The sequence below is a fragment of the Phycisphaerales bacterium genome, assembly GCA_040217175.1.
GTDB lineage: Bacteria > Planctomycetota > Phycisphaerae > Phycisphaerales > UBA1924 > JAHCJI01.
In genome coordinates, this window is record JAVJNT010000002.1 from 103,372 (window position 1) to 118,719 (window position 15,348).

Below are 15,348 nucleotides of genomic sequence, written 5' to 3' on the forward strand. Positions count from 1 at the left end.
ACGTGGCGCTCGAAGAGGCGTGTCGATGCTATTTGGATGTCGATTTTCTTCATCCGATTGCTCATGGCGAACTCGTTTGGGCGATTACGGGAGCGTTGACCGAGTTATTTGAGGAAGGAATGCCCACTAGCGATCAACTCGATCTTGCACAGCGCGTTGTTCTCAATGCGCAACAATGGCCGTGGGCAATCAGCGCACTTCTTTCCGCGGACGGATGTAGCGAACGAGTCGACCGGGGTTCATTTCGTCTCTACCAGTGGCTAAAGAGTTTAGAGGGCCTCGATTTCTCGGCTATGCGGCATCGATATGACAAGTACTTCCGCAGCAATCCGCCCACGGAACACAAGACCAACTCAATCATCGTGGGTCCCTACGACACCCCTCCGATCAATCAGGACTAACACAATGGCCAAGAAGACCACCAAGAAAGTCCGCTCCGCCCCGCGCAAGCGCTCGACCGAGGCCAAGGAGCGTGACGCCAAGACGCAGGAGTCGCTGAAGGCGTTGGCCGGCGGCATCGCCAAGAGCGCGCTCTCGGGCGTCGAGCCGACGTTCGACGTGCCCACGCGCTCGTCGAGCAATACCACCTGGAACAAGAAGCGCGGCATCCTGCAGATGGGCAGCGCGGCCAGCACGCGGCAGATCTTCAACCTCGGCCAGGCCCGCAAGTTCATGCAGAGCCTGCGCCACGCCCACGGCATCAGCCGCCTCATCGACCAGGACAAGACGACCAGCCTCCGCGGCATGTTCTATACCGGGCTGGGCGACGTGCACGACGCGGGCGGCAAGAAGACCGGCGAGAAGACTTTCGACGACCAGACCGAGAGCGATTCGATCCTCGAGGACCTGGAGGTCACGCTCGGTGCGCTCAGAGAAGAGCTGCACATTTTTGCTAAGAAGCGCGGCGCCATGGTCGGCAACATCACCATCGAGGACAGCGGCGACACGATCGACTGCCGCAAGATGGGCAGCGGCGGCTACGCGATCCCCAGCATCTGCGAGCCCGACCGCGTGAAGTTCGGCACGTGCGAGGCCGACTTCGTGCTGCACGTCGAGAAGGACACCGTGTGGCAGCGCTTCAACGAGGACCGCTTCTGGAAGACGCACAACTGCATCCTGACCGAGGGCAGCGGCCAGCCCCCCCGCGGCGTGCGCCGCCTGCTGCACCGCCTCAACAAGGAACTCGGCCTGCCGATCATCTGCCTGCTCGACTGCGACCCGTGGGGGCACTACATCTACAGCGTCATCAAGCAGGGCAGCATCTCGCTCGCCTTCGAGAGCGAGCGGCTGGCGATCCCCGACGCGAAGTTCCTGGGCATTCGTTCCAATGACTTCGAGCGGTGCAACCTGAGCGACAGCGTCCAGATCTCGCTGAACGATCGCGACATCGCCCGCGCGAAGCAGATCGCCGCCTACCCGTGGTTCAAGGACCACAAGGGCTGGCAGAAGGAGATCGCCAAGCTCTTGAAGAACGGCTTCAAGCTCGAGGTCGAGGCGCTCATCAACATCGACATCAGCTACGTCACCGAGACGTACGTGCCCGAGCGGCTGGCGGCGGAGGATTGGTTGGACTGAGCCTGGATTGGACTAGGCTTGCGAGGTGCCTCGCGATGGACGACCTTGCCTCCGCACTCGCCGAGTTCGAGGCATCGATCGACGCGTTACCCGCCGTCGAGACGGACGAGCGTATCAAGCCGGATTGGCGTAAGGCGATGGTGGCATACGGCTCTGCTGCCGTTGCATCGATCGCTAACGGCAGGGCGATGGTCGTCGATCGGCAGCCAGCGACCCCGTCGATGATGGCCCCGATGATCTGGTGCTGTGGAAGGCCCGACAAAGAGCGTGACATCCGTTGGGTTGGCCACTCGCTACTCGCTGTGCTTGTGCATCATGAATCACTGGCATCGGCGACCCTTCGGTGGATGCTCGATCGGCCCGAGTGGATCCTCCGAGCGACCGCACTCGAGACGCTGCGGAGCGATCACCCAAGCTCGTTGACCGACGAACTCCTGAGCCAGGGGCTGGATGACCAGCATCGATGTGTCCGAGGCATGGCGGCTCACATGATCCTCGATTGCGAGCGGCGGAATCTACTGCCCAAACTGCGAGAGGCCGCTTCGCGAGAGCGCCTCGATTGGTTGCGCGAGACGATGGACCACACGGCCGAGATCGGCGATGTTGGATACGTCGTGGAGCCCAGTGCTGCGGGGTGGGTCGCCGCACGCGTGCGTCTCAATCTTGATGGGCGTTCGCAGCGGCACTGGTGGAGCGCGAAGAGTGCCGATTACGAACATGGCGGTCTCGAAGCGATTCTGCGATCGCACTACGGCCGGCGCAATCCGATGCCACAACCCCAGCCACTGCCCTCGGAACCGCCGGAGCCGATCGCCCCGTGGCTCGTCTACAGCAAGCGTCCCATGGGGTACCTTTTTATGAACAGGCTCGAGGGCCCAGACGTCGTGCAGGTGCTCAAGGGCCGGCACGGACCCGATGGCGACAACACCTGGCCGCCGATCCGGTGATTACCGCCAGTCGATCACAATCTTGCCGAGCTGCTCCTGCGCCTCCAGCCGCTCGTACGCCGCGCGGCCGTCGGTGGCCTTGAAGACCTGATCGACCACTGGCTTCAGCGCACCGGCCTTGAAGAGGCTCGCGACCTCGCGGAACTCGGCGGGGGTGCCCATGGTCGAGCCGAGGACGCGGAGCTGGTTCCAGAAGATGCGGGCGAGGTCGGTGGTGGCGTCGGGGCCGGTGGTGCAGCCGGGGGTGACGTAGGCGCCGCCGCGGGCGAGGCTCTTGATGCAGGGCAGGTGGGTGGCCTTGCCGATGCTGTCGACGGCCATGTCGACGCCGCGCTTGCCGGTCCAGGATCGGACGTCGCGCGACCAGTCATCGCCCTTGTCCAAGACGCCGTGGTCGGCGCCCATCTCCAGGGCCTTGTCGATCTTCCACTGGTGGCGGCTGGTGACGACGACGGGACAGCCGAAGTGCTTGGCGATCTGCATCGCACTCGTCGCCACGCCGCCGCCGATGCCGGTGACGAGCACCGACTGGCCTGCGCGAAGGCCACCCTTGGTGACCATCATGCTCCACGCCGTGAGCGCGGTGAGGCCGAACGCGGCGGCCTGCACAGGATCAATGTCGCTCGTGTCGTTGGGGCCAAGATCAGCCAGATGCGTAGCCGGGGCGTGGAAGAACTGGCGGTGCATGCCGTGGTGGTGCTCGCCGATGAGCTCGTAGTCGGGCGCGAGCGTGCTGCCGGGCGGATCGCTCGGCCGCTCACGCGGCGGGACTTCGACGGCGGCGTTGACGATGACGCGGCGGCCAACCCAGGCGGGATCGACGCCCTCCCCCACTTCCTCAACGACCGCGCACGCGTCGCAGCCGCTGACACGGGGCCAAGTGAGATCGACGCCCGGGATGCCCATGCCAACCCACAAATCCATGTGGTTGAGCGCGCTGCACAGCGTGCGCAGCTTCGCGTGACCGGCGGGCGTGGGCTCGAGGTCGGGCCAGTCGGTCTGGTGTTCGATGTTTGGGGCTACGGTCTTGGACTGTGCGGTGCAGACGAGGGCGTTCATGGCCCACGGTAGACCCGGCATACGCTGTCGGCCGGGAGGCAACGACCATGAAGATGTTCGCCGAACGGGCACGCAAGCAACTGAAATTCTACGTGTATCTCTACATCGACCCGCGCAACGAAGAGGTCTTCTACGTCGGCAAGGGGACGGGCAATCGGTGCTTCCACCACTTGAAGGACGTTCGCGAGAACGACGAGGCCGCTCGCATCGCCGAGATCCGCAAGGCGCGGCTCGAGCCACGCATCGAGGTGCTCAAATACGGGCTGAACGAACAGCAGGCGCTGCTGGTCGAAGCGACGGCAATCGATCTGCTGGAGGTCGACAACCTGACCAACGGCGTGCGCGGGCACGGCAGCCGGGTCGGATCTCGCTCAGGCGTCGAGCAACTGATAGCGACGCTCAGCGCGAGCCCGGTCGAGATCGATCCCAAGGACTCGGCGGTCTTGATCAACATCACCAAGACGCACCGCTACGGCATGAGCGCTGCGGAGTTATACGACGTCACCCGCAGCGCGTGGGTCGTCAGCCTCGCCAGTGCTCGGCGTGCGGACTATGCGATGGCGATCTACAGGGGCGTCGTCCGCGAGGTGTACGCAATCGCGGCCTGGCTTCCCGATGGCTCGACCCTGCGCGTGGATGACGCTGATCGCAATCGCGACACGGAACCCGAGCGTCGGTACGAGTTCGTCGGCACGATTGCCGATGACAAGATTCGCCGGCAATACGTCGATCGCAACGTCTCGGCCTACTTCCCGCGCGGGGCGGCGAATCCCATCAAGTATGTCAACTGCGACGATGACCGGCCTGACCAGCCAAAGAAGAAGGCCGCCCGAAAGAGGCGGCCTCGTCGCTCGAACGCTCGTCCAAGATAGTCGAGCCCTACTTCTGCACCGTCTTCAAGCCCTCGACGTGCTTCATGCCGCGGCGGCGGTCGCGGAGGCGACGCTTCTTGCCGACGCGATCGCGAAGGAAGTAGAGCTTGGCGCGGCGGGCGTCGGCGCGGCGGACGACCTCGAACTTGGCGATCAGCGGGCTGTTCAGGGGCCAGGTACGCTCGATGCCGATGTCGTCGACCACGCGACGGACCGTGATGCTCTCGTTGACGCCGCGGCCCTTGCGGCCGATGATGACGCCCGTGTAGACCTGCGTGCGCTCACGCTCGCCCTCGACGATCCGGACGTGCACCTGGATGGTGTCGCCGATGTCCATGCGGGGGACGTCGGTCTTGACGTGGTCCTGGGCGATCGACTCCAGGATGGCCTGTTGGCTCTTGGGGTTGGAAAGCGACATCGAGGGCACTCCAGCGATCAATAGACAGATCCGCCGCGAACGAGGCGGGTCGAGATGTTAGGCGTCGGGGCCCTCGCCTGCAAGGGAGCCCGTGTCATCGGGGCCTGCGGGCTCGAGCAGGTCGGGCCGCCGCGCTCGGGTGCGGGCCAGCCGCTGCTCGAGCCGCCACCGGGCGACGGCGGCGTGGTCGCCGCCCAGCAGTACGTCCGGCACGGCCATGCCCATCCACTCTCGGGGCCGGGTGTAGTGCGGGCAGTCGAGCAATCGGGCGTCCTCGGGGATGCCCAACTCGACGGCGAGCCTTGCATCGAGCGGGTCGCCGTTCGGGTCCTTGTCGGGCGCAGGGCCGAAGCTGTCCTGGCCCGCGGACTCCTCGTGGCCCAGCACGCCGGGGAGCTGGCGGATGACGGCATCCATGAGCACCATCGCCCCGAGTTCGCCGCCGCTGAGGACGTAGTCGCCCAGGCTGATCTCTTCGGGTTCGAGCTTTTCGATGACGCGCTCGTCGAGGCCCTCGTAGTGGCCGCAGATCAGGAGCAGGCGGGGCATGGATGCCAGCCGTTCGACGGTGGCTTGTGTGAGTTGGCGGCCCTGGGGCGAGAGCAACACGCGGTGGGCCGGGCGATCATCCATCGCTTCGGCCGCCATCACGGCGTCGTACACGGGCTGGCAGGTCATGACCATTCCCGGGCCGCCGCCGAAGGGGCGATCGTCGGTCTTGTTGTGCTTGTTGCCGGCGTACTCGCGGATGTCGATGGCGTGCCAGTCGACCAGCCCGGCAGCCCGCGCCCGGCCCGGGATGCTGACGGCCATCGCCGCCGGCGGCTCGTGGCCGAACATCTCGGGGAAGGTCGTGAGGACGTCGAATCGCATTGGGTAGCCTATGAAAAACCCACACCTCTCGATGTGGGTTCGTTCGATCAGATTCAAATTGCGAGCTTACTCGCTCTTTTCTTCGCCACCCTCGGCGGACTCTTCGGCGGGAGCCTCGGCGGCAGCGGCCTCTTCCTCGGCCTTCTTCTTGGCCTCGGCGGCTGCTTCGGCTTCGGCGGCGGCCTTCTTGGCGGCCTGGGCCTGCTCGATCGCGCTCTTGGCCTCGGTCAGCGCGCCCTCGGCCTTGGCCTTGGCAGCGTCGGCGGCCTTGGGGTCGGCGGCGGACACCGCGGCCCGGGCCTCGTTTACGGCCTCACTGATGCTCGAGGCGTAGCCGGCGAGATCGACGCCCTCGGCGTCGTCGCTGCTGGAGAGCTCGCCGATCTGCTCCTGGGCCTTCTCGGCGGTCGCCAGGCCCACCTTGCAGCCCACGCGGTTGCGGTCGGCCTCACGCTTGGCCTCCCACTTCTCCTTGAGCTTGGGGGTCAGCAGGTCGTTGCGGCCCAGGATGTCCATCATGGTGTCGCTGGGCTGGGCGCCGACGCTCAGCCAGTACTTGATGCGCTCGGATTCGAGCTTGAGCTGCTTCTCTGGGTCCTTCTCGACGGGGTTGTACCACCCCAGGTTCTCGAGGACCTTGCCATCGCGCTTGACCCGCTTTTCGGCGGCGGCGATGCGGTAGAAGGGACGATGGGTGCGCCCGAGGCGCTGCATGCGGATCCGGACCACTGGATGCTCCTTTGGGTCTGGTTGTCTGAACACGCCTGCTGGTCGGGGGCTGGTTCCGGCACTGGCCGGGCCCGCAGGCGGGTCGAGATGGTAGGCGGGCGTACTCGCTCGCGGCCGCTAATTGGCCCTGGGTACGATCGGGATGTCGACGCCTTGGGCATCCAGAGAAGTGCCCTGGGACCTGCTCCGCCGGTCGAACAGGCCCCCGTCGTCCGTTCCGTCGGCGCCGGGCGCGTACAGCCGGTAGCCCTCGGGGGCGGACGGCTCGACCGCGTAAACGAGCGTTTGTCCGGAGAAGGGATCGGAGGGCGGCGCGGGGAGGAACTCGGGCACGAGTTCGTCGAGCGAGCCGGGCAACGCGCCGGTCGTCGCTCGGTGCCGCTCGATGGCCAGCACCGTGCGCTCTGCCGTGCGAAGCAATTCGAGTTGCGTGACCGCGGCCAGGTAGCGTTCTGTCGAGGGCAGGAGCATGTCGGCCAGCAAGCCCGGCCCTCCGGCGTCGGCAGTCTGCTCTCGGAATGCACGCAGTCCGGCGACCGGGCCCACCGGGTGGCTACTCCACAGATCCAAGGCCGTCCGGTAGTTCTCAGACATCACCTCGATCTGGTACGCCGGGTTGATCGTCTTGAGCGGTGGGTTGCCCAGTGGCGACGACAGGTGCCGCGAGGTGATGAGCTCGCCCTCGAACACGACGGAGATCTCGGGCCAGTCATCCTCAGTCATGCAAACGGCCCACACCGCATCGAGGAAGGCCCGATCGTGTCGACGCTCGCAAAGGGCGTCCAGCAAGGCCTCGATGCCATGCGACCGGAGCGCGATCGCGACGAGATGCACCAGGATGCCGCCGCCGCTCGAGGCCGCCAGATCGGCGAGCCGCGCGATGCGCGTGTACGCCTCGATCACGCCTTCGGCGTCGCCCGCGCGGGCGGCGAGCACGAGGAAGTCAGATTCCATGTGACCTAGTCGCCTGAGGGTGGCGATGCGTGGCGGCCCCATCTGGTCCCTGCCCTCGACCTTGATGATGTTGGGATCGATGAACACGCCCAGATCGGTCAATTCGTCGGTGAGCTGCCGGAGACCCAGCCGCTCGGCCTCTTGCAGCGAAGCAAGCACGACGGGCTCGGTCTCGGGCCAGTCGTCCTCGTGTTCCGCCTCGGTGTTCAGCATGCCCAGGTGTGCGTCCGCGTCGTGCAACGCCGGCAAGATCTCGCTGCGCAGGATCTGCTCGATCTCGATGAGCTTCGCGCTCGCGGCTTGAGCTTCCTCGATGGACTTGCCGGAGGCGTCGAGCCCGTGCAGGGTGTAGTCGGCGAGGTAGTCCCGCTGCGGCAGTGCCGGTCCGAAGTAGAGGAAGCGGTTCGCGGCATAGATGGCGCCGGCGACCACGATCGCCGCCACGCAGAGGGCCACGATGACGAGGCGTGAAGCGCCGCGCCTGGTGCTGGTCATGCTCGCTCCCTCGTGGTCAGCAACTCGACGGCGTCGGCTCGCGACGCTCAGGAACACGGAGCGCCCGTGGACGAGGGAGTTTACTCCTCGCACGCGGGCGCCATCCTCGCGTCAGGTTGTCGAGGCTCGGAAGCCCTGATTGGCTTACCGATCCCGGATCGCCCGCAGCACGAGCAGCACGTCGATCAGGTCGACGCGGCCGTCGTCGTTGAGATCCTCGGGGCAGCCGGCGCAGGGGCCCAGAGCATGCAGAACGGCCAGCAGGTCGTGGACGTCGACCTGGCAGTCGCCCGTGACGTCGCCGAAGACGCTGCAGCCGCCGACGACGCGGTAGATCGCCGTCGTGCCCGAGACCTCGTGGGCCGCCAGCAGCAGGACGTCGCCGGTCGGGCTGTCCTCGGCGGGAATGAAGACCAGGCCCTCGGGCGCGAGGTCGCCGGCGGTGCCCGCGGCCGGATCGCCCGAGAAGTCGCGGCTGGTCGCGTAGCTCTCGAAGACCGGCTCGCGCGGGTCGGTGACGTCGTAGACGAAGATGCCGCCCACGCGCTCGGCCCCGATGAACGCGTAGGTCTTGTCGCCGATGGCGCCGAGCGTGAGGGCCTCGGGCTCGGGGCCCTTGTCGTCGCTGCGGTCGTCGAAGCTTCCGTTCTCGTCGTTGGTGCTGTTGAAGTTGTCGGGCAGCAGGCAGCCGGTGATCTGCTCGAAGTCGTCGCCCGAGTCGAAGACCAGGTCGCCATCGGTGGTATAGATGCTGAAGCTGCGGGCGCCGTAGCTGAAGAGGCGGTCGTAGTCGCCGTCGCCGTCGGTGTCGCCGGCGGTGGTCGTGATCTTCAGGCGGCCGAGGTTCTCGTCGAGCTGGAGGCGCGCGGCGTCGGGGAAGGCGTCCGGGTCGAGCACGAGGTCGCCGATGCGCTCTTCCTCGCTGAAGCCGTCGTAGTCGCGGGCGTCGCCCTCGTTGGCGGTCACGATCAGCGTCTGCCCGCCGGCCTCGTACGCGGCGATCGAGTCGGGCAGCGGGAGGCCGAAGACCGGCCAATTCTCGATGCTGATGCCGCCGTCGCGGTTGCTGGCGTCCAGCGCGTTGTCGCGGCGGGCGTGGTTCTTGACGCCCAGGCCCCAGACGTCCGTGACGCGGGCGCGACGCACGTCGATCACCAGGATGGCGTTGTTCTCCTGGCAGGCCACGAAGGCCGTGCGGCTGTCGGGATCGACGGCGATGTACTCGGGCTCGAGGTCCTGGGCGATGGTCGCGCCCGGGCCGAAGATGCGGACGCTGCGGTCGAGGTCGCCGCGGTCGATGCCGCCGAGGTCAATCGTGCGCACGTCGCGCTGGCGGACGCTTCGCCACGGGCGGATGCGGATCACGCTGACGCTGCCCTCGGGGTCGACCGTGTAGTCGTCGTTGGGCTCGCCCTCGTTGGCGACGAGCAGGTAGCGGCCGTCGGGCGTGAACGTGACCATGTCGGGCAGGGCGCCCACCTCGACGGCCGACTCGAACTCGCCTTGGCGATCGAAGAACGCGACCGTGCCGTTGTCCTGCTTCACGTCGGCCTCGACGGCGACCGCGACGCGGCCGCGCGAGACCGCCACCGAGTTGACGCCCGCGCCGTAGGGCGAGAGATCGATCGTAAACGCGAGGACGGGGTTCGCCGGGTTGCCGATGTCGAGCGCATCGACCGTGTTGGCGTTCGCGTTGGTGACGAACGCGAGGCCGCTGTCGGTGTCGTACGCGACGATCTCGGCGGCGCCCTCGTCGAACGCCCCGGTCTCGTAGCGGCCGAGGAACTCGAGTTCGAGGCTCTGGGCCACGGCGGGCGCGGCGGTGGTCGCGATGGCCAGGCCGCAGGCGGCAAGCATGCTCTTCAACATATCCGGGCTCTCCTCTTCGATGCCAACGAACGCCGCGCGGCATCCGCTGCCGCCCCGGCTCGGCCCGAAGGTAGAGAGGCCACCGAACGCCCTCACGCGTGCTGCGCGTTGCTGACCAACTCTTCACGGTTCCTGAACGCCGGGGTGTCAGGGGCAACCGGTGTCGAAGGCGTTCTGGAAGGCCAGGAAGTCGAAGATCGTGAACACGCCGTCGCCGTCGAAGTCGGCGGCGGGGTCGCCCGCCATGAACAGGTCCTGGAAGGCGAGGAAGTCGAACACGTCGAGCACGCAATCGCCGCTGGCGTCGGCCGGGCACGGCGCGGCGGGATTCCAGCGTGCAAGGAAGGGGAGCCCCCTCCCGGCGACCTGGTCCTCTCCGCCGGCGAGCAATGCCGGGCCCGTTCCGTCGTCATATACGAACAACTCGTAGACGATATCGATCCCGAGTGGCGTCGTCGGCGAGAGCTCGCGGTCGAGCAAGCGGTTGACGTTCGAGCGGCCGACGAGTTGGCCGCCCGCGACGAACAGGTCCGAACCGGATCCATCATCGAAGGTCGCGAGCGTCGTCGGCGTGCGGACGCTAAAGGCGGGCTCCGTGGTCGGCGAGTCCCAGCGTTGCCCATCCCAACAGGCCAAGTTGAACGCGATCAGCGTGCCGCCCTCATCGATACTGAACTGCCCAGCGGCGAGCAGCACCTCCTGACCGTCCAGTTCGGTCGGCAGCAGGGGCCAGAATCGATTCGCCGAGATGCGCTGGTCGGAACCGAGGGGCAGGCTCCACATCGTCCCATCGAATCGAGCGATTCCCGGGACGGGCTCGCCGCCGATGCTCTGGAACCTTCCGCTGGCGAACAGATGGCCATCGAAGCTGGCCAACTCGTAGACCTCATCGTTAAAGGGTTGCCCATCGCCCGGTTGCGACCACGCCGAGCCGTCCCATCGCCATATGAACTCCAAGGGCAGGCCGTCCCCCTTGAAGACCAGCCCGCCGGCGTAGAGCATCGGACCATCGCCGAAGTCGTGGTGGTGGATGTCGTAGATTCGCGTCAGGCCGCCGGGCACACCGGGCCCACCCAATCCGCTCCACGTGACGCCGTCCCACCGCGCGATGCCGGTCGCCGGCTGCCCGCCCGCCATCGTGAACTCGCCGCCCACGAAGAGCGCAGGTCCGGAGCCATCATCAAATACGTGCATCTCGATCGCTCGACGATCGAGCTCGAGCCCCGGCCCATCGAGCCCCGGCACCGCCTCCCATCGCTCGCCGTCGAACCGCGCCAGCCCTGGCGCGCGGACCTCGCCGAACACGGGATCGACTACCGCTTCGAAGTTCCCGGCCATGTACAGCATCGGTCCGTCGCCCGCGTCGAAGACGATCAGGTCCGACACGCGAGTGCGGGTTCCGCCGATGTCGCCCAGCAGATCGGCAACCAGGGGCTCCCACGCGCCGCAGACGGTCTGACCATGGGCGGCGGCCGTGGCGGCGACGGCTCCGAGGATGGCGGCGACGGCGCGGATGGTCGGGCGGCGGGATCGTCTGGTCATCGTGTCCTCCCCTGTGCATGGTCTCTTGCGTGTACCGGCGGGCCAACGGGTGGTTGCACCGGGCGACGCCGGGCCGCGCGTCGCTTGCCGCCCCGCCCCGTGCCCGGCATGCCGGGAGCGGTGGCGGCACACCAGGACGGGCGCGGGCGCCATGGCCTCCGGGCTTCCCGCACCACGCTCTATGGGAGCCGCGCCGGCTGCGGATCGGGCGCGACCGGCCCCGTGCGCGGCCGGACGGGCCCCCGTCGCAGCCGAACCGAGCCCCCGTCCGGCCGGATCAGCCCTCGGTCTGGCCGGACCCAACGCCGGCATGGCCCCGCCACCGCCCGATCCGGGCGTGCAGAAACTCGATATGGCCCGCCCGCTCGCGCTCAAGGCGCGCCCGGAACCCGCCGATAGCCACCATGGACACGGACCAGGCACCACGGAGCCCGCACGATGGCACGCTATCCCAGACCGCAGCAGCAGCTCGCCGAGTGGGCCGTGCGCCAGGCCGGCGTGTGGCAGGGCGCGACGAACATCGGGCTGACCGAAGAGCAGACCGCGCTGCTGGGCCAGCGTGCGGGCGCGTTCGCCGCCGCGCTCAAGCAGCACCTGGCCGCCGAGGCCGCGGCCCGCAGCACGCGGCAGAAGAAGGACGACGTGCGGGCCGAGCTACGCGGCCTGCTGACCGGGCTCATCGCCGCCATCGACACGCACGCGTCGCTCACGCACGACCCCTCGGTGTACTCGCGGGCACTGCTCGAGGCCCCCGGCACGCCGGGCACCCGGCCGGCGCCAGAGACGCCCCGCATCGCCGAGATGCGGATGAACCGGGCCGGACAGATCCAGATCACGATCGAGGCGACGACCGGCGGCTCGGCGATCTTCGAGATCGAGCGGGCGTCCCAGGGCCTGGAGGGCCGGACGGGCCCCTTCGAGTTCGTCGCCGCGACCGCCAGCAAGACGCACGTGGACACGGGCACCCCCCGCGGCATCGCCATGGCCTGGTACCGCGTCCGCACGCGGCTGACCAACGGCAAGACGAGCGACTGGACGCCCCCCCACGGCGTGCCCTACGGCCCGCTGCGCGCAGCCGAGCCGGGCGCGGCAACGCAGCCGGCCGGCGAGGGCGAGCGCGCGGCCTGAGCGGGCGTGGTCCGAACGGTCCAACGCGCGCCGCCGCGCCCGCAAGCCCGAGATCGACGACGCCGCGCGGCGACGAAACGAACCCCGCCCGTCCCCGGGCGCAAGCCCGAAGGGCGCGGCCCCGCCGGCGAGGCGACAAGAAAAAACTCGCACGCTCGCGTGCGCAAGGGCGAAGCCCGCGGCCCCGCCGGCGAGGCGACCAGCCTAATGCGCGTTGCGGTGCACGAATCCGCGAAGCGGCGTCATCATGAGGATGCGCAGGTCGAACAGCAGCGACCAGTGGCGGACGTAGTAGATGTCGTAGCGCAGGCGGCGGCGCAGGCTCGTGTCGCCGCGCAGGCCGTTGACCTGGGCCCAGCCGGTCATGCCGGCCTTGACGTGCTGGCGGAGCATGTAGCCGCGCCAGTCCTCGCGGAACTTGTCGATCAGCTCGGGCCGCTCGGGCCTGGGGCCCACGAGGCTCATCTCGCCACGCAGCACGTTGAGCAGCTGGGGCAATTCGTCGAGGCTCGTGCTGCGAAGGACGCGGCCGACGGGCGTGATGCGCGGGTCGTTGCGCCTCGTCCAGCCCGCCTCGCCGCCGCCGGCGTCGTCGGCACCCGAGCGCTGGGCGGTCTGCTCGAGCTCGGCCGCCTCGTCGCTGGCCTGCGCCATCGTGCGGAACTTGTACATCCAGAACACCTCGCCGCCCAGGCCCACGCGGCGCTGGCGGAAGATGATCGGCCCCGGCCCGCTGATGGCCACCGCGACCGCGCACACGAGCATGATCGGGCTGAGCAGCAGCAGCGCGATGGCGCCGCCGGCCAAATCGAGCCCGCGCTTGAGCGCCCCGCCCACGCCGTGCGCGGGAGACTCGCGGTAGCTCAGGACGGGCATGCCGTCCAGCTCGTGCACGGCCATCGACTGCTGCACGTACCGGGGGTTGACGTCTGGGATGATGCGCACTTCGACGGGGAAGCGTTCGAGCCGCCGCAGGATGCGCCCGGTGATGGGCGTCTCGCGGCTGGGCAAGGCCAGGTAGACCGCGTCGACCTTGCACGCGCCCATGGTCTGCTCGAGGTCGCGCAGCCCGCCGAACACGGGCTTGCCCATGCACTCGGCGAGCCGGTTCTCGTGCTTGTGGCTGATGAAGTAGGCCACGCGCAGGCCCGTCCAGCTGTTGCGGTCGAGCGTCTGGGCGGCGATGCGGCCCGTGCGCCCGACCCCGATGATCGCCACGTGCCGCAGGTTGTACCCGCGACGACGGAGCCACCGCAGGAAGATCCGGAAGCCCGCCCGGTGGGCCGACATCATGCCCAGCAGCAGGACGGCGAAGAGGATCATCTGCACGCGGCTGGCGTCGAGCTCGAAGCCCAGCAGCATCAGGTGCCGGCTCGGGATGTCGCCGCCGGCGAGCTGGCTGCTGCCCACGCCCCAGAGCACGACCACCATCGCGACGACCGACGCCGCCGTCGCCTTGCCCACCTGCGTCAGCTCGCCCGCCAGGGAGCGGTCGCGCCGGGGGCGGTAGAGCTTGAACGCATAGAAGCTGATCATGCAGCACAGGAGTGCCGCCAAGAGCAAGGGCTGCTTGAAGTAGTCTTCCCAGGCTTGGGGCCAGAACGGGTGGTCCCGCTGGTAGGCGCTCCAGGGGTCGACCAAGACCTGGGACAGCGTCCGCGGGGACTCCAGATCGCCCTCTGAGATCGGCACGACCAGCAGCTTGCGGCCCAGCCACGCCAGGGCGGCCGCCGCCAGCACCACCACCGCGTCGGCGATCGCCAGCAGGACCAGCAGGAATTGATGCTGTTGCTTCAGCACGCCCTCGTGCTCCCCTTCCGTGCCGCGCCGGGTTGCCCTCTACGGCGCCTCTTCGGACAGTTTATCGGTTCCGATCCGTCGATTCGCTCCAGCAAGCCCGCCGGCCGACGGATTCCGCGGTCAGCCCTGCGGCTCGGGCCACGGCGGGCTGGGTCGCACGGTTGGCGTGTGCTCGCCGAGGCGCTCCAGGCCGGCCCTGTCCGTGTCGCTCAGCGCCTCCGCCTCGGGTGGGACGATCTGGACCACCGCGAACAGGTCGCCACTCGCACCCTTGGCGTCGGTCAGTCCCCGGCCGCGGAGTCGGAGCCGCTTGCCGCTGCGCGTGCCCGCGGGCACGGTGATGAACACCTCGCCCTCGAGCGTCGGTACGCCGACTTCCTTCCCGAGGGCCGCCTCGGCGTACGTGAGCGGCAGGTCGATGGCCAGATCGAGCACGCCCTCACGTTTGTACAGCGGGTGCTTGCCCACGCGGATGGTCAAGATGAGATCGGGCTCGCCCCGCCCGCCGGCCACGCGCAGCTTCGCGCCGTCGGCGATGGCCTTGGGGATGCTCACCTCGATGGTCGTCGCCTTGCCGCCGCGGCGGACGGGCACGCGCTCGGTGCCGCCGCGGGCCATGGTCATGAACGAGACGTCGAGCTCGGCCTGCGCCGCCTGCCGCGTCCGCTCGCGTGCCCGACCGCGCTGGGCCCGGGCATTGCGCGGCGTCGGCCCCGCCCCACCGCCACCGCCGCCGAAGAACGCGTCGAACATCGAACCCAGGTCGTCCAGGTCGAAGTCCGACGATCCCGTGCCGCCGCGACCGCCCACGTTGCTCCATGAGTAGTGCGCCCCGCCCGCGCCGGCGCCGGCCGCGGCCGCCGCGCCGGCCCGGCCGAACCGATCGTACTGGGCGCGCTTGTCGGGCTCGCCCAGCACGTCGTAGGCCGTCTGCACCTCGGCGAACTTTTCGGCCGCGTCGGCCGCCTTGTTGACGTCCGGGTGCAGCTCTCGCGCGAGCTTGCGGTAGGCGGCGCGGATCTCGTCCTGCGTGGCCGATCGCTTCACGCCAAGCACGTCGTAGTAGTCGCGATCAGCCATCGCGTTC

14 protein-coding genes are annotated in these 15,348 nt (G+C 68.4%); 5 read left to right on the forward strand and 9 right to left on the reverse strand.

Annotated features, from left to right (window positions below):
* Nucleotides 1–2: 2 nt before the first annotated feature.
* The 3 genes from RIA68_07465 (at nucleotide 3) to RIA68_07475 (ending at nucleotide 2,522) form a co-directional block, all read left to right on the forward strand.
* Nucleotides 3–401, forward strand: coding sequence for a hypothetical protein (locus tag RIA68_07465; protein MEQ8317278.1), 399 nt, complete (start codon nucleotides 3–5; stop codon nucleotides 399–401).
* 4 nt (nucleotides 402–405) lie between these two features.
* Nucleotides 406–1,575 (forward strand): DNA topoisomerase IV subunit A, encoded by a 1,170-nt coding sequence (locus RIA68_07470; protein ID MEQ8317279.1) that lies wholly within the window; start codon nucleotides 406–408, stop codon nucleotides 1,573–1,575.
* Nucleotides 1,576–1,922: 347 nt separating this feature from the next.
* Entirely contained in the window at nucleotides 1,923–2,522 is a 600-nt protein-coding gene (locus RIA68_07475; protein MEQ8317280.1) for a hypothetical protein, read from the forward strand.
* Here the strand turns inward: RIA68_07475 and RIA68_07480 are convergent, their stop codons facing one another.
* A complete protein-coding gene (locus RIA68_07480) occupies nucleotides 2,523–3,581 on the reverse strand; it encodes a zinc-binding dehydrogenase (protein ID MEQ8317281.1) in 1,059 nt (352 codons plus the stop codon).
* A gap of 47 nt (nucleotides 3,582–3,628) precedes the next feature.
* On the opposite strand from RIA68_07480, the gene RIA68_07485 reads away from it, so the two are divergent.
* A complete protein-coding gene (locus RIA68_07485; protein ID MEQ8317282.1) occupies nucleotides 3,629–4,453 on the forward strand; it encodes a hypothetical protein in 825 nt (274 codons plus the stop codon).
* A gap of 7 nt (nucleotides 4,454–4,460) precedes the next feature.
* Here RIA68_07485 and rplS read toward each other — a convergent pair whose 3' ends face one another.
* The 6 genes from rplS to RIA68_07515 all read right to left on the reverse strand — a co-directional run bounded on the left by rplS (nucleotide 4,461) and on the right by RIA68_07515 (nucleotide 11,333).
* Complete coding sequence (gene rplS / locus RIA68_07490) at nucleotides 4,461–4,871, reverse strand: 50S ribosomal protein L19 (GenBank protein ID MEQ8317283.1); 411 nt, start codon at nucleotides 4,869–4,871, stop codon at nucleotides 4,461–4,463.
* A gap of 57 nt (nucleotides 4,872–4,928) precedes the next feature.
* Nucleotides 4,929–5,744 (reverse strand): tRNA (guanine(37)-N(1))-methyltransferase, encoded by an 816-nt coding sequence (locus RIA68_07495; protein ID MEQ8317284.1) that lies wholly within the window; start codon nucleotides 5,742–5,744, stop codon nucleotides 4,929–4,931.
* 66 nt (nucleotides 5,745–5,810) lie between these two features.
* A complete protein-coding gene (rpsP, locus tag RIA68_07500; GenBank protein ID MEQ8317285.1) occupies nucleotides 5,811–6,473 on the reverse strand; it encodes a 30S ribosomal protein S16 in 663 nt (220 codons plus the stop codon).
* A gap of 117 nt (nucleotides 6,474–6,590) precedes the next feature.
* The gene (locus RIA68_07505) at nucleotides 6,591–7,922 is read right to left on the reverse strand and encodes a hypothetical protein (protein MEQ8317286.1); all 1,332 of its coding nucleotides are present in this window, start codon (nucleotides 7,920–7,922) and stop codon (nucleotides 6,591–6,593) included.
* 144 nt (nucleotides 7,923–8,066) lie between these two features.
* Nucleotides 8,067–9,791 (reverse strand): choice-of-anchor I family protein, encoded by a 1,725-nt coding sequence (locus RIA68_07510; protein MEQ8317287.1) that lies wholly within the window; start codon nucleotides 9,789–9,791, stop codon nucleotides 8,067–8,069.
* A 147-nt stretch (nucleotides 9,792–9,938) separates the two neighbouring features.
* Nucleotides 9,939–11,333 (reverse strand): GC-type dockerin domain-anchored protein, encoded by a 1,395-nt coding sequence (locus RIA68_07515; GenBank protein MEQ8317288.1) that lies wholly within the window; start codon nucleotides 11,331–11,333, stop codon nucleotides 9,939–9,941.
* Nucleotides 11,334–11,771: 438 nt separating this feature from the next.
* Here RIA68_07515 and RIA68_07520 point away from each other — a divergent pair, with 438 nt between their 5' ends.
* Nucleotides 11,772–12,461, forward strand: coding sequence for a hypothetical protein (locus tag RIA68_07520; GenBank protein MEQ8317289.1), 690 nt, complete (start codon nucleotides 11,772–11,774; stop codon nucleotides 12,459–12,461).
* 204 nt (nucleotides 12,462–12,665) lie between these two features.
* Here RIA68_07520 and RIA68_07525 read toward each other — a convergent pair whose 3' ends face one another.
* On the reverse strand, nucleotides 12,666–14,261 hold the full coding sequence (locus tag RIA68_07525; GenBank protein MEQ8317290.1) for an undecaprenyl-phosphate glucose phosphotransferase: 1,596 nt from the start codon (nucleotides 14,259–14,261) through the stop codon (nucleotides 12,666–12,668).
* A gap of 120 nt (nucleotides 14,262–14,381) precedes the next feature.
* Nucleotides 14,382–15,341: a DnaJ domain-containing protein gene (locus RIA68_07530; protein ID MEQ8317291.1), complete on the reverse strand. Its 960-nt coding sequence runs from the start codon at nucleotides 15,339–15,341 to the stop codon at nucleotides 14,382–14,384.
* Nucleotides 15,342–15,348: the final 7 nt, after the last annotated feature.